Raw genomic sequence first — 18077 nt, forward strand, 5'->3', positions numbered from 1 at the left:
TAATGTGCGCACAGTGTGCAACTTAAAGTCGGCTTCAAGTCAATGGCAAAAGAACTGGATATCGGCGCGGTGGCGCGCCTGAGTGGGATCGCGCCTTCCGCGCTGCGGCATTACGAGAAGAAAGGGCTGATCGCGTCGATAGGCCGCCACGGTTTGCGTCGCCAATACGCCGCCGGCGTGCTTGACCAACTGCGGCTGATCGCGCTGGCGCGCCTGGCCGGTTTTACGCTGGACGAGATGAGCGCCTTGTTTGACGAACGGGGCAGGATAGCGCTCGATCGCGGGCTGCTGGCGGCGCGGGCGGATGAGCTGGATCGCCATATCCAGCGCCTGGTGCAGGTGCGCGACGGGCTGCGCCACCTGGTCGATTGCCCTGAACCCGAGCACCTGCAGTGCCCGCAGTTCAGGAAAATCCTGCAGCAGGGCGAGTTCTAAGCCTCGCGTTTGGGCGGCGGCGCCGAATGATACACCGACACCGGCCGCAGGCCGCGCGACACGGTGGTGGCGATCACGCACGAAAGCAGAATGCCGGGCAGCAGCGCGTATTCGCCGGTCATTTCAAATACCATCAGCGCCGCCATGATCGGCGCATGGGTGGTGGCGGCCAGCAGGGTAGCCATGCCGGTCAGCGCCAGCAGCAGCGGCACCGCCGTATCCATGCCCGGCCACAGGCCAAACAGCTGACCGATGATCGAACCGAGCGCGGCGCCGACGAACAGCGTCGGGGTGAAGACCCCGCCCGGCGCGCCCGACCCGCTGCTGGCGAGGATCGCCAACAGTTTGCACACCAGGATCGCCCCCAGCAGCAGCACCCCCGGCGGCGCGATCAGCAGCGCCTGCACCACGCTGTAACCGTTGCCCCATACCTGCGGGAACAGCAGCGAAAGCAGCCCGACGATCAGGCCGCCCAGCGCCAGCTGCAACGGCGGTTTCAATCTCAGCGAGCGGAAGGCATGGCCGGTGGCGGTCATCAGCCATAAAAACAGCGGCCCGCCGGCGCCGGCCACCACGCCGACCAGCGCCATCAGCAGGTATTGCGTCGGCAAGGGAGCCGCGAGCGGCGTCACCAGATAGAGCGGCGCCTGGCCGCCGTTGAGCAGGTTGGTCATCAGCAGGGCGCTGACCGCGGCGATCACCACCGGGCCGAGCGAGGCCAGCATCAGGGTGCCGAACAGGATCTCGGCGATAAACAGGCTGCCCGCCAGCGGCGCATGATAGGCGCTGGCCATCCCGGCGGCGGCGGCGCAGGCCACCCACAGTTTCCACTCTTTCTCGTGCGTAAAGCGCTGAGCGAACAGCGAGCCCACCAGCGCTGCCAGCAGGATCATCGCGCCTTCGCGGCCGATGGCGCTGCCGCTCGACACCACCAGCAGCGACGCCAGGCATTTCACCAGGCTGGCGCCGGTGTCCAGCTTGCCGTTGCCGGTCTCGATCGCTTCCATATAGTCGGTGGGCGCCGCCGGGCGCTGGTGGCGGTAGCGCTGGTGAATATACAGCAGCAGGCCCGCCGCCAGGCCGCCCAGCGCCGGAGTGAGGGCGCGCCGCCAGCCGGGCAGCGCGGCGGCGGCGGCCACCAGGCTGCCGTCGGCATTGCCGAGCAGCAGCCACTCGAGGCCAATCATCGAACGGTGGAACAGCCACACCGCCAGAGCGGCGGCGACGCCGATGAACACGGCGATAAACAGGCTGCGCAACAGGGCGCGATAGTGGTGCAGGTGGACCAATCTTTTCATGCGTGGGCGGCGTCGTGAGAAAAATCAAAGGGTCATCAGCGCATTGTGCTTGGCGCTCCGGCCGATGACCAGTGAATCTTTAGCAAACTGCGGCGTGGGCGGGGCGGTGAGCGCCCCTGAGTGAGTTATTGCGGCGTCAGCACCCGGCGCGTGCGGCCGGAGCTGAGGTAGTCGGCGATGTAATCCTGCGAGATTTCGCCGCTGTAGCGGCCGTCTTCATCGACGATCGGCATCCAGGAGGTGTTGTGCTCGTACAGCTTCGACAGCACCACGCGCAGGTTCTCCTCCGCACGCGCGGTGACGCGGAAACGGTGCAGGCTGTCGGCGCAGACGCCCGGCGCGCCGCGCGCCTCACGGCGTTTGACGTACCCCAGCGGCTTGCCGTCGGCGTCCACCACCGTCACCGAGCGGGCGTCGATATCGTCCATCAGCCCGAACGCTTCCACTAGCGGCGTCTCCCGCCGCACCGTCACCGTTTCCTGCCGATCGGCTACGTCACCGGCCTGCACCAGCAGCAGGCGCTTCAGCGTGCGGTCCTGGCCGACAAAGGAGGCGACGAACTCGTTCGCCGGCCGCGCCAGCAGCTCATCGGCGCTGGCGTTCTGTACGATTTTGCCCTGGCGGAACACCGCGATGCGATCGCCGAGCTTCAGCGCTTCATCGATGTCGTGGCTCACCAGCATCACGGTCTTTTTCAGCTGGCGCTGCATGTCGAGAAACTCGTTCTGGATGGTTTCGCGGTTGATCGGGTCCACCGCGCCGAAGGGTTCATCCATCAGCAGCACCGGCGGATCGGCCGCCAGCGCTCGGATCACGCCGATGCGCTGCTGCTGCCCGCCGGACATCTCTTTCGGGTAGCGGTGCAAAAAGCGCTTGGGATCCAGCGCCACCATGCTCATCAGCTCCTCGGCGCGATCGTGGCAGCGTTTTTTGTCCCAGCCCAGCATGCGCGGCACCACGGTGATGTTCTCTTCGATGGTCATGTTGGGGAACAGACCGATCTGCTGGATGACGTAGCCGATTTTGCGGCGCAGGCTGACGGTATCCAGCGCGCTGGTGTCTTCACCGTTGATCAGAATGGTGCCGCCGGTGGGTTCGATCAGGCGGTTGATCATCTTCAGCGTGGTGGTTTTGCCGCAGCCGGAAGGGCCGAGCAGCACGCAGATTTCGCCTTCCGGTACGTCCAGATTGATGTTGTCGACGGCGTTGAACGGCGTGCCGTTCTTCTGCATGAACTGTTTGGTCAGATTTTCCAATTTAATCATGAGCGGATCCCCTTGGGCGTAAGCGCAATTTGCAAGCGGTGCAATAACCAATCGAGGACGATCGCCAGCAGGCTGATCATCACGGCGCCGGTAATCAACTGGCGGATGTCGCTGCTGCTGATGCCGTTGAGCAGCAGCAGGCCGAGGCCGCCGGCGCCGATCACTGCGGCGATCGCCATCACGCCGATATTCATCACCACGGCGGTACGAATGCCGCCGAAAATCACCGGCAGCGCCACCGGGATCTCTACCCAGCGCAGGCGTTGCCAGAACGTCATGCCGATGCCGCGGCCGGCTTCGCGCAGCCCGCCGGGCAGATTGTCGAGCGCGGTGTGGGTGTTGCGCACGATCGGCAGCAGCGAATAAAGGAACACCGCGGTGATCGCCGGCACGTAGCCGATGCCGTGGCCGATTAAGGAAAACAGCGGGATCATCAGCCCGAACAGGGCGATGGAAGGCACGGTCAGCACCAGCGTGGCCAGGCTCAGCACCGGCGTCGCCAGCCATTTGTGGCGGACGATCAGCACGCCGAGCGGCACGCCGATCAGGATCGCCAGGCCGACGGCGACGCCGACCAGCAGCAGGTGCTCCAGCGTCAATCCGGCGATATAGGCCCAGTTTTGCCAGGCGTAAAGTACAGTATTCATCACATGCCTCCCTAAATCAGGCCGCGCTGCTTGAGGAACGCGTCGGCGACCTGTTGCGGCGTCTGGTAGTCGATATCCACCCTGGCGTTAAGCTCGGTGATCACCTGATTGTTGAACTGTTTCGACAGCGTGTTCAGCGCCGCTTCCAGCCCCGGCGTGTTTTGCAACACGTCGGCGCGCACCACCGGCGTGACCGCATAGCTCGGGAAATAGCCCTTGTCGTCTTCGAGCACCTGCAGATCGAAGCCTTTCACCCGGCCGTCGGTGGTGTACACCAGCCCGGCATCGACGAAGCCGTCGCGGATGGCGTTGTAAACCAGGCCGGGATCCATTTGGCGGATTTGCGGACGATCGAGCGGCATGTCGTACAGCGCCTGCATCGGCTTCAGGCCGTCCGAGCGGCCGGCAAACTCCAGATCCAGCCCCAGCAGCCAGTTGTGTTTCGGGTCGGTTTTACGCACCTGTTCCACTTTGGCCACCAGCTGCGACATGGTGCGAATCTGCTCTTTTTCCGCGCGCTGGCGCTGCATGGCGAAGGCGTAGGTGTTGTTCATGTCCGCCGGCTGCAGCCACACCAGGCCGAGTTTGGCGTCGAGCTTTTTCACCGTGTCGTAAGTTTCCTGCGGCGTCATGCGCTTATTGATGTGGTTAAAGATGATCAGCGAGGTGCCGGTGTATTCCCAGGTCATGTCGATCTGTTTGTTGATCATGGCGTTGCGGGTGATCACCGTGGCCAGATTGGTCTTGGGTTCGACCTGAAAACCTTTGGCCCGCAGGTATTGCACGGTGATCGCCGACAGAATGCGCTGTTCGGTAAAGTTCTTGCTCGCCAGCGTGAGCGGGGCGGCCCAGGCGGCCGCGCCGGTCATCAGCAAAGAGAACAGCAGCGCGTGGCGGAGGTGTTGTAACCATCGAGTCATCGCGTTTCTCCCATCAGGATGCGGTGTGCGGGCTGAGCCGGCGGCTGAGACCGGCCAGCGCCAGATCCAGCAGCAGAGCGATCAGCGCGGTGGCGGCGGCGCCGAGGATCAGCGTCGGGAAGTCGTTCAGGTAGATGCCGGGGAAGATCAGCTCGCCGTAGCTGCTGGCGCCGATCAAAAACGCCAGCGGCGCGGTGCCGACGTTGATCGCCATCGCGATGCGCACCCCGGCGAAGATCACCGGCAGCGCGTTGGGCAGTTCGACCTGGCGCAGCCGCTGCCCGGCGGTCATGCCAATACCGTTGGCGGCCTCGACCAGCGCCGGCGGCACCGAACGCAGGCCGGCATAGGTATTGCGCACGATGGGCAGCAGCGAGGCGAGGAACAGCGCCACCACCGCCGGCCGGTCGCCGATGCCGATAATCACCATCGCCAGCGCCAGCACCGCCAGCGGCGGCAGGGTGTTGCCGACGTTAAAGATCTGCATCACGTGCTCCGCCCAGCGGCGGGCGAAGGGGCGGCTCAGCAGGATGCCGCTGGGAATGCCGACCAGCAGCGACAGCAGCATGGAACACACCACCAGGAACATGTGCTGCTGGCCGAGGTAAATCAAATCTTCCCGGCGCGACTTAAGGGTTTCCCAACCGATGCCGTAAACCAGCAGCGCGATGACGGCGATAAACAGCAGGCTCCCGAGGAGCAGGCGCCGGTATGGCGCTGACTTGTGCATGATGTTGCGTCCTCCGTTGCGCGGAGCGGCCGATGAGACGGCGCATTCCGCTCTGATTGTTACCCACTGCCCGGCGGGCGTGGCGGTACAAAACGGGCGTTTCGCATGAGGTTAGCGACATTGAGCGAAGGGTGTGTTCGGCATAGCGTGCTGAACGGTGGCTCAATACGTGAGTTAATCAGTATAAGATACTGATATTTAAACTAGAGAAAGCACGAAGCCCAATGACCCCGGCTAGGGAAGGTATAGCACCCTGTCGTTGGCCATGCCAAGTTTTATGAACAAAATCAGTTGATTGAGATTACGCGGATCGGCGCCTCAGCCCGCGTCAGCGCTGGGATGAGGGGAAAGTGAAAAAAATCCGCAGCAAAACGTTACGCCGTAACAATCAGTCCAAATGGTGCGATTCGCCGCCGGCAAAGACAGGATGTGAGGGCGGATAGACTTGGCGCAGGCGCTTGCTGATATACTCAGGGAAAATAAAAACGCCAGGAAACCTGCATAACGCCATGACAAATAACGTTTCACCCGCACCCATCGCCCACCGCCCATTGATTCTGATCGCCTGCATGCTGGCGATGTTCATGTCGGCGATCGAAGCCACCATCGTCGCCACTGCCATGCCGACCATCATCGGCGATCTCGGCGGCTTCTCGCTGCTGGGGTGGGTGTTCGCGGTCTATTTGCTGGCGCAGGCGATCACCATCCCCATCTACGGGCGGCTGGCGGATCTCTACGGCCGCAAGCGGGTGTTCTTCTTCGGCGCTACGCTGTTCCTGCTGGGATCGGTGCTGTGCGGCTTCGCCCCCGACATGTATTGGCTGATCGGCTTCCGTCTGCTGCAAGGGTTGGGCGCCGGTGCCATCATGCCGATCGCCTCCACCATCATCGGCGACATCTACAGCGCCACCGAGCGGCCGAAGGTGATGGGCTACCTGTCGAGCGTGTGGGGCGTGTCGGCGATCATCGGCCCGCTGCTGGGCGCGTTTATCGTCCAGCATCTGCCGTGGGCGCTGGTGTTCTGGGTCAATCTGCCGATCGGCCTGCTGGCGATGTTCTTCCTCTGGCGCTATCTGCCGGCGCATCAGCAGCTGCGGCGGCACGCGCTGGATCTGGCGGGCACCGCCTGGCTGACGCTGTTCGTTTCGGCGCTGCTGCTGGCGCTGTTGCAGATGGAAAGCCTGGGATGGTGGGTGGCGCCGCTGCTCGCGCTGGCGGCGGCTTCGCTGGCGCTGCTGATACGTCAGGAGCGGCGCGCGGTCGAACCGCTGTTCCCGCTGGCGCTGTGGCAAAGCCGGGTGATCGTTGCCGGTAACATCGGTGGGCTGGTGATCGGCGCGGCGATGATGGGCATCAGCGCCTTCCTGCCTACTTTCATTCAGGGCGTAATGGGCGGCTCGCCGCTGGAGGCGGGCACCACGCTGGCGCTGATGTCGATCGGTTGGCCGCTGGCCAGCACGCTGAGCGGCCGTTTGATGCTGATGACCTCGTATCGCGCGACGGCGCTGCTGGGGGCACTGCTGTTGGTGGCGGGCGGCCTGATCCTGCTGATGCTGCAGCCGAACGGCGGCCTGCTGTGGGGCCGGGTGGCGGCGTTTATGGTCGGCGCCGGCATGGGGCTGTGCAACACCACGTTTTTAGTGTCGGTGCAGAACGCGGCGCATTACAGCATTCGCGGCATCGCCACCGCCTGTACGGTATTTACCCGCATGGTGGGTTCTGCCATCGGCACCGCCATTCTGGGCGCCACGCTGAACCTCAACCTGCAGTGGCGTTTGCCGGAAATCGACGATCCGGTGCAGCGGCTGATGGAGCCGGCGGTGCGGCAGAGCATGGGGAGCGAAGCGCTGGCGCAGCTTATTCAGCAGGTGGCGGCTTCGTTGCATTGGGTGTTCCTGGTGTCGGCGTTGGTGTCGTTGCTGGCGCTGGCGGCGGCGATGCTGATCCCGGCGCGTTGTCGACCGCAGGGCGAAGAGGAAGAGGCGGAGCAGGCTTAAGGGAAAAGGAAAGGGCGCGGCTGTTGCGCGCCCTGGGTAGCCGAAGCGGCTTACTGCGTGTTGGAGGTGTCCTGGCTGGTGCCGGTCTGCGCCGCGTCACCGCGATCGTCGCCGTTGTTCAGGCGGGTATAGACGATCTTCTGGGTGTCGTTTTCGCAGTGGCCGACCACTTGGCCGCCGGCCTGATCGGCCTGATCGTTAGGCACGATCTCCAGTTTGAAGCCGGACTCCGGAACGCCGTTATTGATGATTTTTTGCGAAATGTCCGCTTTCACGCTTTCGCAGGAGGCCAGGGCCGCCAACGGCGCGCCGGCCAGCAATACAGCGGTTAATATCAGCGTTTTTTTCATCACGTCATCCTTTTAGACAATGGACTTCCTGTAACAGGATAGCAGTAACGGCGGCCGGGTTTCACGCTTGCCCGCCCGCCGCAGGCGGATTAAGGAATAATCCGACGCCCGGTCTGGCGATCCAGGCATTTACGGGTGTCCGGCTCCCAGTACGCGTTGACGTTGTTGCTGTCGTTGCAGCGGTCTTCGTCATCCGCCGCGCGATCGGCCTTGTCGAACTCTTTCTCGACGCGAGTGTTAACCTTGTGGCGCAGGGTTTTGGTATCATTCCACTGCTCTTTGCTCTGGCGCGCTTCTTCGGTGCTCATCGCGCCGCTGCCTTTGCCATCGACGGTGACGCAGGTGCTGCCCTGAGTGCAGGTGGCGGCCAGCGCCGGCGCCTGCCAGGCGCCCATGACGGCCAGCATGGCGACCGGCAGCATCCCGCGTAGCAGTCGTTGGGTCGAAAATGTTTTCATCGTTTCATCCTTATGAGTGAGTGCGCCTGATGATGGCGACACTGGCGTTACCTCGCCCGCAGGCGTGGTGACAAATATACCACTGCGTTCCTGGAATTCACCAGCCAAGCGCCGATTCGTTTAATTTACCGAGAGAAAACTGCGACCGATGTTAAAAACCACGCTGTTGTTTTTCGCCACTGCGCTCGCCGAAATTATCGGCTGTTTCCTGCCTTATCTCTGGCTCAAGAAGCAGGGCAGCGCCTGGCTATTGCTGCCGGCGGCATTGAGCCTGATGCTGTTTGTCTGGCTGTTGACGCTGCATCCGGCGGCCAGCGGGCGGGTCTACGCGGCCTACGGCGGCGTGTATGTGGCGACGGCGCTGCTGTGGCTGCGGGTGGTGGACGGGGTGAAGCTGTCCGCGCTGGACTGGGTGGGCGCCGGGGTGGCGCTGGTGGGCATGCTGATCATCGTTTCCGGCTGGCGTGCGGCCTGAGGAAACAGGGCGGGAGTCGCCTCCCGCCGTTGGAGATCAGGCGCCGCGGTGGATGTTCAGCCCGGCGAAGGACTGGCTGACCGGCATCATTTCCAGCGTGTTGATGTTGACGCGCGCCGGCAGCGTTGCGACCCAGAACACCGACTCGGCGATGTCTTCCGGCGTCAGCGCATCGGCGCCTTCGTAGGTTTTGTTGACCTTGCCGTCATCGCCCTTGAAGCGCACGTTGGAGAATTCGGTGCCGCCCACCAGGCCCGGCTCGATATCGGTCACGCGGATGCGCGTGCCGTGCAGATCGGCGCGCAGGCCCAGGCTAAACTGTTTGACGAACGCCTTGGTGGCGCCGTACACGTTGCCGCCGGCGTAAGGCCAGTTGGCGGCGGTGGAGCCGATGTTGATCACATGGCCGACGTTGCGCTCGACCATGGCCGGCAGCAGCGCACGCGTCATGTTCACCAGCCCTTTGGCGTTGGTGTCGATCATGGTTTCCCAGTCATCGGCGTTGGCTTTGTGCGCCGGCTCCAGCCCCAGCGCCAGCCCGGCGTTGTTCACCAGCACGTCGATCTGGCGCAGCTCGGCCGGCAGTGCTTCGATCGCCTGCTGAATGGCGGCGCGGTTGCGCACGTCGAGCCGCACGATGTGCAGGGCTTGGCCGAGTTCTTCCTGCAGCTCTTCGAGACGCTCAAGGCGGCGCCCGGCGGCGATCACCTGGTGGCCTTCACGGATAAAACGGCGCGCAATGGCCTCGCCGAAACCGGAGGTGGCGCCGGTAACAAAAATAATCATGTTGCTGTTCCTCAACTGTTTTTACCCTACATGTCTCTATCATTAGCACAAACCTGCAGGCAGTGGCAGCGGTTATCACGGCGGAAAGCAAAAAAGGTCACACCGGGCCGGCGGCCCGATGCTGATTAGCGCTGAGGCGGCAGGTGGTATACCACGGCGTCGTACTTGACGCGTTCGCAGCGGCCGGCCAGCACGCCGCCCAGCGACTCGACGAGGCGGCGGCTGGCGGTATTCTGTTCGGCCACCGGGTAGAGAAAGTGCGGCGGCTGGAAGCGTTCGCTGGCCCAACGCGCGATACCTTGCACGATTTCGCGGCCGTAGCCCTGGCCGTGCAGGCCCTCTTTCACCCAGATGCCCAGCTCCGGGGTGTGGCTGCGCAGGTTGTGCGCGCCGCCGACGCCGACGAACTGTCGGTCTTCGCGCCGGCGGGCGACGAAGATCACTTCTTCGCCTTCGCGCATCAGCGGCAGCCAGCCTTGCCAGACGTTGGCGAAATCTTCCGGCGACGCCTCCGGCTCAAAGGCCATAAAGCGTGTCAGAGTGGGGGTGATCGCCTGGTAAACATCGTCGGCGTCTGCTGCGGTAAAGGGGGCAATCAACAAACGGTCGGTGTCCACGCGGCACTGAGAAAGGTCATTATGATTCATCTTATTTTCCCTCGCTTTTCAGGCCAGAACGGCAAAAAATCCGCGCCTATAAATTAGGGCGGATCGTCGATATTACGCGCATTGGCGGCAGAAGCGACTTATTTTTCGTCGCTTGGGCAAGATGGAAAGAACGGGTTTGGTGACAATGTCACGCTATAAGTGAGGCGGCGAGCGCGATAGGTGCGCCCGCCGCCGGGGGTCAGAACTTCACCGAGCCTTGCAGATAGATCGTGCGCGGCTGGCCGACGTACAGACCTTTGTTATTGTCGTCATAGGCGCGGGTGAAATACTCGTGGTTGAACAGGTTTTTCACGCCGACGCCCAGATTCAGACCGGCCATTTCCGGGCCGAAATCATAGGCGGCGCGCACGCCCCACAGCATATAGCCGGGAATGCGGCCGGTGCTGCCGTCGGCGCTTTCCGCCACGGTGTTGGCGTTGTCGGCGAACTGGCTGGATTGGAACTCGCCGTTAAGGTTAAACGCCCAGTTGCCCGGCGTGTAGTCCAGCCCTAGCGTGCCTTTATGCTTCGGCGAGAACGGCACCTGATTGCCCTTGTAGCCGCCGTCTTCACGGATGGTGGCGTTGACGTAGGCGTAGCTGGCGTAGGCGGTCAGGTCGTCCAGTTTCGGCGTCAGCTGCGACAGATCGTAACGCAGGCTGCCTTCCAGCCCGGCGTGGCGGGTTTTGCCGCGCGCGGTCACGCTGTCGGTCACCTGGTTGGAGTCGTACTGGTTGTTGAAGTTGATCAGGAACAGCCCGATCTCACCGGTCAGCGCATCGCCGGCGTAGCGGGTGCCCAGCTCCCAGGTGCGCGCCTTCTCGGGTTCAATCTTGCCGCTGTCGACCGCTTTGCCCATCTGGCTGTACTGTACGGTGCCGAAGGAGCCTTCGGTGTTGGCGTACAGGTTCCAGTATTCGTTCAGGTGATACATCACGTTCAACGCCGGCAGCGGCGCGTTATAGCTAACGTCGAGGCGGTTGTTCTTGATGTAGTTGTTCTGATACGACTTGATGTACTCGTAGCGCATGCCCGGCGTAATGGTCCAGTCGCCGATATCGATGCGATCGTCGATATAGAAGGCGTGCGCCTCGGTGCCGGACTGGGTGTCGCGATCGTACGGGCTGGCGGTGGACGGCAGCCGGCCGGTGCTGGCCTTGCTGGTGTAGCGCAGCTCGTGGGTGGATTCGCTGACGTAGCGGTAGCCGACGCCCACTTCATGGGCCGAATCGCCCCAGCGGAAGCTCTGGCTGTAGCGCGGTTCCACGCCGCGCACCCAGTATTCGCGCGGCGACAGCGTCAGGTTTTTGCCCTGATCGAGATAGCCGCTGCGCAGGGTGTAGGTGTAGAAGCTCTGCACGTCGAACTTGTGCTGCTGATCCGGCTGATACTGGTAGCCGAAGTTCGCCAGCTGGCGCCGGCCCCAGAACTTGTCGTACGGGCGCGTCGACTGGAACGGGTTGGCGTTGTAGTCCGCCCGGCTCAGGCCGCCCGGCATGTCCGCTTCGCCTTCGTAGTATTGCAGCAGGCTGTTGAAGGTGTGCACTTCGTTCGGGGCGTAACGGCTTTTCAGCATCACATCGTCAATTTTGGTCGCGCTGTGTTCGCGCCAGTCGCTGCCGCGGGTGCCGGAGTAGAGCAGCGCCGCGCCGAGGCCGTTGTCGGCGGTGCCGCCGATCATCAGGTTACCGGTGCCTTTCGGGTGATCCTGGCGCGAGGTTGGGCTGAGCTGCCCCTGCATGCCGGCCTCCATGCCGAAGGTTTTCGGGATGGCACGGGTGACGAAGTTGACGACGCCGCCGACGCTCTGTGGCCCGTAACGCACCGCGCCGCCGCCGCGCACCACGTCAATCGCATCCATATTGCCGAGCGAGACCGGCGCCAGCGACAGCTGCGGCTGGCCGTAAGGGGCGAAGGGCACCGGGATGCCGTCCATCAACACGGTGGAGCGGCTGGCGAGGCGCGGGTTGAGGCCGCGAATGCCGAAGTTCAGCGCCATGTCATGGCTGCCGGTGCCGTTGTTCTCAGGTGCCACCACGCCCGGCACGCGGTTCAACGCTTCGCGCACGGTGGTGGTGCCGGTTTTGGCGAATTCTTCGCGGCGCACCACGTCGCGCGCGCCGGGATGTTCGAACACGTCTACCTGACGGCCTTCCGCCAGCCAGTCACCGACCACGGTGATGTCTTCTTCCTTCTGCGGCTGCGGCAGTTTGGCCAGCGTGTAACCGTGGTTGCCGAGCGCTTTAGCCTGCAGGCCGCTGCCGGCCAGCAGGGCGTTCAGGCCGTCATCGACGCCGTAGCTGCCGCTCAGGCCCGGCGAACGCTTACCGGCGGTCAGCGTGCCGTCCACCGAGAGCGCGATGCCGGCGCGCGCGGCGAACGCGTTCAGCGCGCCGTCCAGCTCACCGGCCGGAATGTGATAGGTTGCAGCGGCGCTGGCGGCGCTCGCCGTCAGCGGTGCGGCGAAGGCCAGGCCAATGGCCACGGCCAGCGGCGTGGCCCGTTTTCCCCAAAGCGAAGCCGGCGCTCCCTTTCCCCAAGCGTTGTTCATACCTTCTCCTAAATCATTTTTTATTTATTGCTGCAGTGTTTTCCTGGGAGTCGGATGAGCAAAGCAAAAGGGACAATCAAGAATGCGATTTTTTATCATTTTCATTTAAAAAGATTCAGGCGGGGACGATTTTCAGCCAATAGCGGGTAAAGCTCTGCAGGCGCACCGGCAGGGTCTGGCTGAGCAGGGCAAGGGCGCGATCGGTATCGTTGAGCGGGAAACTGCCGCTGACGCGCAGGCCGGCGACGGCCGGATCGCAGCTCAGATGGCCGCGCCGGTAGCGCGCCAGTTCGGCGATCACCCGGTCCAGCCGCCACTGGCTGACGCTCAGCACGCCGCGCAGCCAGCCGTCCTCCGCCGCAGCCGGTTGTTTGTCGCTGAAGGCCGCGGCGCTGAAGCTTATCTGTTCTCCGGCTTCCACCCGGCGAGTTTGCCGCGCGTCCTGCGCCAGCTGCGCTTCGACCGCATGCTCCAGCACCGTCAGGCGCGTCTCGCCGCCGTTCTCACGCACCAAAAAGCGGGTGCCGAGCGCGCGCATCGCTCCCTGCGGGCTTTGCACCCACAGCGGCCGGGGGTCGCGTCCGGTCACCAGGCTGATTTCCCCGGCGTGCAAGCGGATCAGCCGTTGGCGATCGTCGTAATGCACGTCCACCGCGCTGGCGGTGTTCAGCACCAGCTGGGTACCGTCGCTTAACACTATGGGTTTGATCTCGCCGGTGGCGGTGCGGTAGTCGGCGCGCAGCTCCCGGCCGAGCGGCGACTGGTAAAGGAAGCCGCCGCCGCCCACGCCGAGCAACAGCAGCAGGCTCTTCAGCAGGGTGCGGCGATCGATCGCCGATTGGCGGCCGGCGCGATCGAGCGCACGGTAGCTGAACTTGCCCGGTACGCCCTGCAGCTGGCTCTGCAACGCTTCGACGCGCTGCCAGGCCCAGCGGTGATCGTCATGCTGCTGATGCCAGGCTTGCCACTGTTGGCGCTGGCGGTCGGTGACGTGTTCATCGCACAGCAGGGCATACCAGTGTGCGGCCATCTTCAGCGCCTGGCGCTGCTCGGGGGTGATGGCGTTGCTCATGAGAAAACGTCGTTTTCCAGGCTGAACAGCAGGCAATGCTCGGTGGCCTTGGCCATGTATTTTTTAACCGAGCTGACCGACACGCCGAGGCGCACGGCGATGTCCGCATAGCCCAGGCCTTCGAGCTGCGACAGCAGGAAGGCCTGTTTCACCTTCGGCCCCAGCCCGTCGAGCATGGCGTCGATCTGCTGCAGGCTTTCCAGCAGGATCTGGCGCTGCTCCGGCGACGGGGCATAGCCATCCGGGATCAGCGCCAGCATCTCCAGATAGGCGCGCTCCAGCGTTCTGCGGCGAAACAGATCGACCATCACCCGCTTGGCGACGGTGACCAGAAAATCTTTCGGCTCGCGCAGGGTCGCCGCGGCGTCGCTTTTCAGCAGGCGCATGAAGGTGTCCTGCGCCACGTCGTCCGCGTCGAAAGCGCAGCCCAGCCGCCTGCGCAGCCATCCCTGCAACCAGGCATGGTGGGTGGCGTAAAGGCGCGACAGCGCGGCGTGCGGGGCAGAAGCGGTGGCGGACATGGTTTTCGCATTGCTGGTCAAAAAGATGCGCGGATGATAATTGAGAATGGTTATCGTTTCAAGTTTGTCGGGTGGCCTGCGGAATGGGGCAGACCGCTTTGCATCGCGTTAAAATAACCGCAGCGGCCGCGAAATTATCCGCTTGCCCGGTAAAGGTGCAGCGGCGCGGCGTTATTCCGGCAAGCAAACGGTTGCTGTTGGTCTACCGTTGAAGATCGCCGCGCGTTTTATTCTTTTTCATCGGTTGGTTTTCTTTGATTAAATTAATATGCCTCTGTTTTTAAATGTAAATGTATTTTATGGCCGCCTATTGGCACACGGCTTGCTATGCTTAATCCGGTCTTTGAGTTTGGGTAATAAAAGGCATTGTTTCATCAGCGAAGATTATTACGCGGGTGAGCTTGGCCGGTCGTCACAAGGAAGAAAATAATGGCACTGCAATTCACCACGGCTATTCGTGGCAATTTTTTTGATATCACCGCCTGCGTGGAGGAACCGCAACAGCTCGACGAACGCCTGCGGCACATTCCCGACGGTTTGTTGCTGCTCAACGAGGGCACCATCGTCTGGTTCGGCAGCTGGCAGCAGGGTGAGGCGCTGTTGCCGCCGGGTTTCGCGGTCACGGAGTATCGCGATAAACCGATCGTGCCGGGCTTTATCGACACCCATATCCACTACCCACAAACCGAAATGATCGGCGCCTATGGCGACCAGTTGCTGGGGTGGTTAAACAATTACACCTTCCCGACCGAAAGCCGTTACGGCTGCGAACAGCACGCCGACGAGATGTCGGCCTTCTTTCTGCGGGAGTTGCTGAGCAACGGCACCACCACCGCGCTGGTGTTCGGCAGCGTGCACCCGCAGTCGGTCGATGCGCTGTTCACCCAGGCGCAAGCGCTGAATATGCGCCTGATCGCCGGTAAGGTGATGATGGATCGCCATGCGCCGGAGGCGCTGCTGGAAACGCCGGAGCAAAGTTATCGCCAGACGCGTGAGTTGATCGAACGCTGGCACGGCAAAGGCCGCCTCGGTTACGCCATTACGCCGCGCTTTGCGCCCACCAGTACCCCGGCGCTGCTGGCGCAGGTGCAGCGGCTGCGCGAAGAATTCCCCGACGTTTGGCTGCAGACGCACCTGAGCGAGAATCCGCAGGAAGTGGCCTGGGTAAAATCGCTGTTCCCGCAGAGCCAAAGCTATCTGGACGTTTACCACCGCTATGGCATGACCGGCGGCAAAAGCGTGTTCGCCCACTGCCTGCACCTGGAGGAGCAGGAGTGGGACTGCCTGTGCGAGACCCGCTCGGCGATCGCGTTTTGCCCCACCTCCAATCTGTTCCTCGGCAGCGGGCTGTTCGACCTGCAGCAGGCCTGGCGCAAGCGGGTGAAGTTCGGCATCGGCACCGACGTGGGGGCCGGCACCACTTTCAATATGTTGCGCACGCTGGGCGAGGCATACAAGGTCGGCCAGCTGCAGCATTACCGGCTCTCTGCCGTAGAAGCGTTCTACCACGCCACCCTGGGCGGCGCCCGCGCGCTGGCGCTGGACGACAAAATAGGCAACTTCAACGTCGGCAAAGAGGCGGATTTTGTGGTGCTCGATCCGGCGGTCACGCCGCTGCAGCAGTTGCGCTACGCCAACAGCGCCACGTCGGCGGAACAAGGGTTCGTGCTGATGACCCTGGGAGACGATCGCAACATTTATCGCACCTATGTGGACGGCAAGGTGGTTTATCAGGCGCCGCGCTGACGCAGCCGCGCCTGCAGCCAAACGCTGAGCGGCGCGACGGTGACCGCGCTCAGCGCGCACAGCCATAACAGGCGTTGCAGGCTAAGCGGGGTGAGGCCGCTGCTCAGCAACGCGGAGGAGAGCAAGAAGGCCGCCGTGGCGCTCAGGTGTATCAGGGCGGTTTGCAGTACGCCAAAGGCGGCGCGCTGCCGAGCGTCCGGCCAGCGCAGGCTCAGGGAAGAGATCGCCACCAGCCGCGCATAGGCCGCCGCGAGAAACGCGACCATGAACAGCTCGCCGCGATCGCCACCGCGCGCCGCCAGCCACAGGCTGCCCAGCAGCAACAGCGTGGCGCCCACCGTCAGCGTCACGGTGCCAAAGCGTTGCAGCCAGCGGCCCGCCAGTACGGTCGCCAGATAGCCGGCCACGCCGCCGATGAGAAACAGCCAGGGCAAATGCGCGTCTGCCACCTGTAGCCGCTGGGTGAGCAGCGGCGCCAGCACCGGGATCAGCAGCATCGGGCTGAACTGCGTCAGGCCGGCTGCGGCGGCGAACAGCAGCAATCGGCGATCGAGCGCGACGGGCGCGGTAGCCCGTGGCTGCGGCGCATCCCTGGGAACGAACAGCGCGACCAAGACGGCCGCCAGCAGACACAGCCCGCCGATAGTCACCAGCGCGGCGCGCCAGCTCGCCACTTCGCACAGGTACAGCATGCCCGGCATGCCGACAATGCTCACCAACGAAAAGGACGCGATCACCGTCGCCAACATTCTGCCGTGCAGCGCGGCCGGTGCGGCGTTGAGCAGCAGGCCGATCCCGACGCCCATCGTGGTGCCGCCCAACAGCCCGGCCAACAGCCGCAGTGCCAGCAGCCAGTAAAACTGCTGGGTTGTGGCGATCAATAAGGTGGTCACGCCCAGCAGCGTGACGTTGAGCAGCAGAAAGCGCCGCTTCTCAACGCCGCCGATCCAGAAAAATGCGCCGATGCCGGAAATCACCGCCGCCAGCGTATAGGCCGCGCTGACATAGCCGGCGAAGCTGACGGGCACGGAAAAATCGGCGGCCATGTAGAGGAATATCGGGTTGAATACCATGTATTCCAGGGCATTGGTGAACTGAATAAAGGCGATGACCAGCGTTATCGCCGTCAGCTTTCTCGTGGGTGTCATAAGCATCTATCGGTTGCAGAGTCAGGCCGGCAGTGTAGCGCTTGGCGTTGATCGGGATTAGATGGTAGAAATGGCATGGTTTGTTATCAAATCAGGGATAATCATGCGCGCCAAATTGGATTTAAACCTGCTACGCATTTTCGTGGCGGTGGTGGAACAGGGGAGCTTCGTCGGGGCGGCGCGGGCGCTGGCGATGCCGACCTCCAACGTCAGCCGCTACATCTCTCAGCTGGAGCGCCAGCTCGAGCAGCGATTGCTCGAACGCAGCACCCGTTCGATGCGGTTGACGCCGAACGGCCAACTGTTGCATGAACGCACCCAGCCGCTGCTGGCGTCGCTGGAACACACCGCGCAAACCCTCAGCGAGCGGCAGCAACAGCTGCGCGGGCCGCTGCGCCTGTGCGTGCCCAATGAAGTGGGGCCATACCTGTTGGGCGAGCCGCTGGCGGCGTTCGCCGTGCAGCATCCGCAGATCGAAATCAGCTGTGTGACCAACCTGGCGGGTATGACGTCGCTGCTCGATGATGTCGACCTGGCGGTGATGATCAGCCGGGGCATGCTGGACGACAGCGACTACGTCGCGCAGCCGCTGGCGTCTTTCCCCTGCATCGTGGTGGCCGCTCCGGCGTTGCTGGCGCAGTGGCCGCCGTCGTCGGCGATTGAACAATTCACGCAATTGCCCTGCATCAGCACGGTGGATGCGCTGAAGGGGATGCCGTGGCAGTTCGTCCGCTCGGACGGAACCTTCGTTACCGTCCCGGTCAATACGCGCTATCGCGTCAACAGCGGGGAGATGGCGCTAAAGGCGGCCTTGGCCGGCGTGGGGTTCGCCATGCTTTCCGAACTCGGCTGCCGGCCGTTTCTGGCCGACGGCCGTTTGGTTGAGGTGCCGCTGGCACTGCCGCCGGCGCCGTTGCAGCTGTATGCCGTTTACCCCGGTCGCCGCTATCTGCCGGCCAAAACGCGCGCGTTGCTGACGTTCCTGATACGGCAGGTTGGCGAGGCGGCCAACTTCTAATCACTTGTTTTTG

General features: G+C 63.3%; 18 protein-coding genes. 5 read left to right on the forward strand and 13 right to left on the reverse strand.

What is annotated here, in order from left to right; all coding sequences use genetic code 11:
• Positions 1–42 precede the first annotated feature (42 nt).
• The gene (locus EKL15_RS05830; RefSeq protein ID WP_060419097.1) at positions 43–435 is read left to right on the forward strand and encodes a helix-turn-helix domain-containing protein; all 393 of its coding nucleotides are present in this window, start codon (positions 43–45) and stop codon (positions 433–435) included.
• Here the strand turns inward: EKL15_RS05830 and clcB are convergent.
• The 5 genes from clcB to EKL15_RS05855 form a co-directional block, all read right to left on the reverse strand.
• The gene (gene clcB / locus EKL15_RS05835) at positions 432–1733 is read right to left on the reverse strand and encodes a voltage-gated ClC-type chloride channel ClcB (protein ID WP_038873948.1); all 1302 of its coding nucleotides are present in this window, start codon (positions 1731–1733) and stop codon (positions 432–434) included. The genes EKL15_RS05830 and clcB overlap by 4 nt on opposite strands.
• A 125-nt stretch (positions 1734–1858) precedes the next feature.
• A complete protein-coding gene (gene osmV, locus EKL15_RS05840; protein WP_047727625.1) occupies positions 1859–2998 on the reverse strand; it encodes an osmoprotectant ABC transporter ATP-binding protein OsmV in 1140 nt (379 codons plus the stop codon).
• Positions 2995–3645, reverse strand: coding sequence for an osmoprotectant ABC transporter permease OsmW (gene osmW, locus EKL15_RS05845; protein ID WP_049199194.1), 651 nt, complete (start codon positions 3643–3645; stop codon positions 2995–2997). Before osmW ends, osmV begins: the two co-directional genes overlap by 4 nt.
• Before the next feature lie 11 nt (positions 3646–3656).
• Positions 3657–4514, reverse strand: coding sequence for a glycine betaine ABC transporter substrate-binding protein (locus tag EKL15_RS05850; RefSeq protein WP_204275976.1), 858 nt, complete (start codon positions 4512–4514; stop codon positions 3657–3659).
• Between the two features lie 64 nt (positions 4515–4578).
• Entirely contained in the window at positions 4579–5295 is a 717-nt protein-coding gene (locus EKL15_RS05855) for an ABC transporter permease (protein ID WP_203089049.1), read from the reverse strand.
• A 509-nt stretch (positions 5296–5804) separates the two neighbouring features.
• Between EKL15_RS05855 and EKL15_RS05860 the strand changes: the two genes are divergently transcribed.
• Positions 5805–7292: an MDR family MFS transporter gene (locus tag EKL15_RS05860; protein WP_016927859.1), complete on the forward strand. Its 1488-nt coding sequence runs from the start codon at positions 5805–5807 to the stop codon at positions 7290–7292.
• 50 nt (positions 7293–7342) lie between these two features.
• Here the strand turns inward: EKL15_RS05860 and EKL15_RS05865 are convergent, their stop codons facing one another.
• Together EKL15_RS05865 and EKL15_RS05870 are read right to left on the reverse strand one after the other, a co-directional pair.
• Complete coding sequence (locus tag EKL15_RS05865; RefSeq protein WP_049199199.1) at positions 7343–7642, reverse strand: DUF1161 domain-containing protein; 300 nt, start codon at positions 7640–7642, stop codon at positions 7343–7345.
• Positions 7643–7731: 89 nt separating this feature from the next.
• Positions 7732–8100 carry a DUF1283 family protein gene (locus EKL15_RS05870; protein ID WP_038873959.1) on the reverse strand — a complete coding sequence of 123 codons (369 nt, stop codon included), beginning with the start codon at positions 8098–8100 and terminating at the stop codon, positions 7732–7734.
• A 148-nt stretch (positions 8101–8248) separates the two neighbouring features.
• On the opposite strand from EKL15_RS05870, the gene EKL15_RS05875 reads away from it, so the two are divergent.
• Positions 8249–8575 (forward strand): YnfA family protein, encoded by a 327-nt coding sequence (locus EKL15_RS05875; protein WP_025302721.1) that lies wholly within the window; start codon positions 8249–8251, stop codon positions 8573–8575.
• A 36-nt stretch (positions 8576–8611) separates the two neighbouring features.
• Here EKL15_RS05875 and ydfG read toward each other — a convergent pair whose 3' ends face one another.
• The 5 genes from ydfG to fecI all read right to left on the reverse strand — a co-directional run bounded on the left by ydfG (position 8612) and on the right by fecI (position 14152).
• The gene (gene ydfG, locus EKL15_RS05880; RefSeq protein ID WP_016927858.1) at positions 8612–9361 is read right to left on the reverse strand and encodes a bifunctional NADP-dependent 3-hydroxy acid dehydrogenase/3-hydroxypropionate dehydrogenase YdfG; all 750 of its coding nucleotides are present in this window, start codon (positions 9359–9361) and stop codon (positions 8612–8614) included.
• A 125-nt stretch (positions 9362–9486) separates the two neighbouring features.
• Positions 9487–10008, reverse strand: a complete 522-nt coding sequence (locus EKL15_RS05885; RefSeq protein ID WP_141959119.1) for a GNAT family N-acetyltransferase — start codon at positions 10006–10008, stop codon at positions 9487–9489.
• Positions 10009–10207: 199 nt separating this feature from the next.
• Positions 10208–12559 carry a TonB-dependent Fe(3+) dicitrate receptor FecA gene (gene fecA / locus EKL15_RS05890; protein WP_070914942.1) on the reverse strand — a complete coding sequence of 784 codons (2352 nt, stop codon included), beginning with the start codon at positions 12557–12559 and terminating at the stop codon, positions 10208–10210.
• A 115-nt stretch (positions 12560–12674) separates the two neighbouring features.
• Positions 12675–13631 carry a ferric citrate uptake sigma factor regulator FecR gene (fecR, locus tag EKL15_RS05895; protein WP_060419088.1) on the reverse strand — a complete coding sequence of 319 codons (957 nt, stop codon included), beginning with the start codon at positions 13629–13631 and terminating at the stop codon, positions 12675–12677.
• The gene (gene fecI / locus EKL15_RS05900; protein WP_203089051.1) at positions 13628–14152 is read right to left on the reverse strand and encodes a ferric citrate uptake sigma factor FecI; all 525 of its coding nucleotides are present in this window, start codon (positions 14150–14152) and stop codon (positions 13628–13630) included. Before fecI ends, fecR begins: the two co-directional genes overlap by 4 nt.
• A 429-nt stretch (positions 14153–14581) precedes the next feature.
• Between fecI and guaD the strand changes: the two genes are divergently transcribed.
• Positions 14582–15898 carry a guanine deaminase gene (gene guaD / locus EKL15_RS05905; protein ID WP_203089053.1) on the forward strand — a complete coding sequence of 439 codons (1317 nt, stop codon included), beginning with the start codon at positions 14582–14584 and terminating at the stop codon, positions 15896–15898.
• On the opposite strand, the gene EKL15_RS05910 is transcribed toward guaD, so the two are convergent.
• Positions 15883–17046: an MFS transporter gene (locus EKL15_RS05910; RefSeq protein ID WP_203089055.1), complete on the reverse strand. Its 1164-nt coding sequence runs from the start codon at positions 17044–17046 to the stop codon at positions 15883–15885. The two genes, guaD and EKL15_RS05910, sit on opposite strands and share 16 nt — an antisense overlap.
• Before the next feature lie 103 nt (positions 17047–17149).
• Between EKL15_RS05910 and EKL15_RS05915 the strand changes: the two genes are divergently transcribed.
• Positions 17150–18064 carry a LysR family transcriptional regulator gene (locus EKL15_RS05915; RefSeq protein ID WP_087763464.1) on the forward strand — a complete coding sequence of 305 codons (915 nt, stop codon included), beginning with the start codon at positions 17150–17152 and terminating at the stop codon, positions 18062–18064.
• Positions 18065–18077: the final 13 nt, after the last annotated feature.

Source organism: Serratia sp. 4542 (genome assembly GCF_016805595.1).
Lineage (GTDB): Bacteria > Pseudomonadota > Gammaproteobacteria > Enterobacterales > Enterobacteriaceae > Serratia > Serratia nevei.

Bases quoted from the DNA above. Each gene is read 5' to 3' on its own strand.
- EKL15_RS05855 (WP_203089049.1), bottom strand. From the start codon at position 5,295: ATGCACAAGTCAGCGCCATACCGGCGCCTGCTCCTCGGGAGCCTGCTG.
- fecI (WP_203089051.1), bottom strand. From the start codon at position 14,152: ATGTCCGCCACCGCTTCTGCCCCGCACGCCGCGCTGTCGCGCCTTTAC.
- EKL15_RS05860 (WP_016927859.1), top strand. From the start codon at position 5,805: ATGACAAATAACGTTTCACCCGCACCCATCGCCCACCGCCCATTGATT.
- EKL15_RS05915 (WP_087763464.1), top strand. From the start codon at position 17,150: ATGCGCGCCAAATTGGATTTAAACCTGCTACGCATTTTCGTGGCGGTG.
- EKL15_RS05875 (WP_025302721.1), top strand. From the start codon at position 8,249: ATGTTAAAAACCACGCTGTTGTTTTTCGCCACTGCGCTCGCCGAAATT.
- EKL15_RS05865 (WP_049199199.1), bottom strand. From the start codon at position 7,642: ATGAAAAAAACGCTGATATTAACCGCTGTATTGCTGGCCGGCGCGCCG.
- fecA (WP_070914942.1), bottom strand. From the start codon at position 12,559: ATGAACAACGCTTGGGGAAAGGGAGCGCCGGCTTCGCTTTGGGGAAAA.
- EKL15_RS05870 (WP_038873959.1), bottom strand. From the start codon at position 8,100: ATGAAAACATTTTCGACCCAACGACTGCTACGCGGGATGCTGCCGGTC.
- ydfG (WP_016927858.1), bottom strand. From the start codon at position 9,361: ATGATTATTTTTGTTACCGGCGCCACCTCCGGTTTCGGCGAGGCCATT.
- EKL15_RS05885 (WP_141959119.1), bottom strand. From the start codon at position 10,008: ATGAATCATAATGACCTTTCTCAGTGCCGCGTGGACACCGACCGTTTG.
- fecR (WP_060419088.1), bottom strand. From the start codon at position 13,631: ATGAGCAACGCCATCACCCCCGAGCAGCGCCAGGCGCTGAAGATGGCC.
- EKL15_RS05850 (WP_204275976.1), bottom strand. From the start codon at position 4,514: ATGACCGGCGCGGCCGCCTGGGCCGCCCCGCTCACGCTGGCGAGCAAG.
- osmW (WP_049199194.1), bottom strand. From the start codon at position 3,645: ATGAATACTGTACTTTACGCCTGGCAAAACTGGGCCTATATCGCCGGA.
- clcB (WP_038873948.1), bottom strand. From the start codon at position 1,733: ATGAAAAGATTGGTCCACCTGCACCACTATCGCGCCCTGTTGCGCAGC.
- guaD (WP_203089053.1), top strand. From the start codon at position 14,582: ATGGCACTGCAATTCACCACGGCTATTCGTGGCAATTTTTTTGATATC.
- osmV (WP_047727625.1), bottom strand. From the start codon at position 2,998: ATGATTAAATTGGAAAATCTGACCAAACAGTTCATGCAGAAGAACGGC.
- EKL15_RS05910 (WP_203089055.1), bottom strand. From the start codon at position 17,046: ATGACACCCACGAGAAAGCTGACGGCGATAACGCTGGTCATCGCCTTT.
- EKL15_RS05830 (WP_060419097.1), top strand. From the start codon at position 43: ATGGCAAAAGAACTGGATATCGGCGCGGTGGCGCGCCTGAGTGGGATC.